Consider the following 1,053-nt stretch of genomic DNA (forward strand, 5'->3'; position numbering starts at 1 on the left):
GCCGTGACAGTGCACGGCAACGGAATCGATGGCTTGACCAGAAGCCATCCCGCCACCCTGGAACTCGGGAGCGGATCCGACCGAGGGCGACGGCCCAACTGGATATCGGCGGCAGCGGCCATCAGATCGTAACCGTGCACCTCCCGCCACAAAAACGGAATCTCCGAACCGCCCGGACGCGCACCGATCTCCAGGAACTGGATCCGCGGGACACCATCCCGCTCACGCCCCAGGAAAACCTCGAGATGAAATACCAGCGGATCGGCGCCACTCAACTCCGCGCACACCGTACCCGTGAACACTTCGAGATGAGCCAGCAGATCACGATCATCGATCTCCACAGAACTGAGCACACCCGCACGATCGAAATCGGCGCACTTGGTCAGGTAACGCGACGCGCGCCAAGGCCGCAACTCCGCACCCGTCCACAGACCATCGATATGCAAGATGTCATCCGGACAGAACTGTTGCACCAGCCGCGGCTCGGCCGCCGACTCGACCAACTGGGCCGCGTCGAACGAAGAATTCAACTGGATCACACCACGACTCGCAAGACCGAGCCGCGGTTTGACAATCACCGGCCACCCATGCACCTCCGCGAAATCCAGCACCGCGCCGGTATCAGGAGCATCAGCGAAAGCCGGCAGAGGAATACCCGCATCCGCAACAACCCGGCACATATCCAACTTGTCTCGGAACCTGGCGACATCGTTAGGACGATGCCCCGGCAGATCGAAATCCACACGCAACAGCGCAGCCATCCCGAGGTCACGCTCATTGAGGGCGACAATACGCAAGGGCTGCCCGAAACGACCAGCCAACTCGCCCAACGCGGCACGCATGACCGCGACATCGTCGGCATCAACAACCGTGACCACCGCCGCCGCATCGTCCGGCACCGACGACCGAGCGATCTCGGTACAGACATAGGTCACCACGTTCCGGCGGTGATCAATATAGCGAGAGTAGTCCGCATAACGATCACGCCAACGGTGAATTACGACAAAGTGCGGCTTCATGACATCCTCGACACCTTCGAATGACTACAGCGAT

The 1,053-nt window shown here is 60.8% G+C and carries 2 protein-coding genes; one reads left to right on the forward strand and one right to left on the reverse strand.

Annotation, left to right across the window (positions count from 1 at the left end; genetic code table 11):
* The coding region (locus tag AB0B25_RS32200; RefSeq protein WP_357187645.1) for a hypothetical protein at positions 1–578 on the reverse strand (578 nt) is incomplete at its 3' end.
* A gap of 9 nt (positions 579–587) precedes the next feature.
* On the opposite strand from AB0B25_RS32200, the gene AB0B25_RS32205 reads away from it, so the two are divergent.
* Entirely contained in the window at positions 588–1,043 is a 456-nt protein-coding gene (locus tag AB0B25_RS32205; protein ID WP_357187648.1) for a hypothetical protein, read from the forward strand.
* The last annotated feature ends 10 nt before the right edge of the window (positions 1,044–1,053 follow it).

The sequence above is a fragment of the Nocardia sp. NPDC049190 genome (assembly GCF_040648115.1).
GTDB lineage: Bacteria > Actinomycetota > Actinomycetes > Mycobacteriales > Mycobacteriaceae > Nocardia.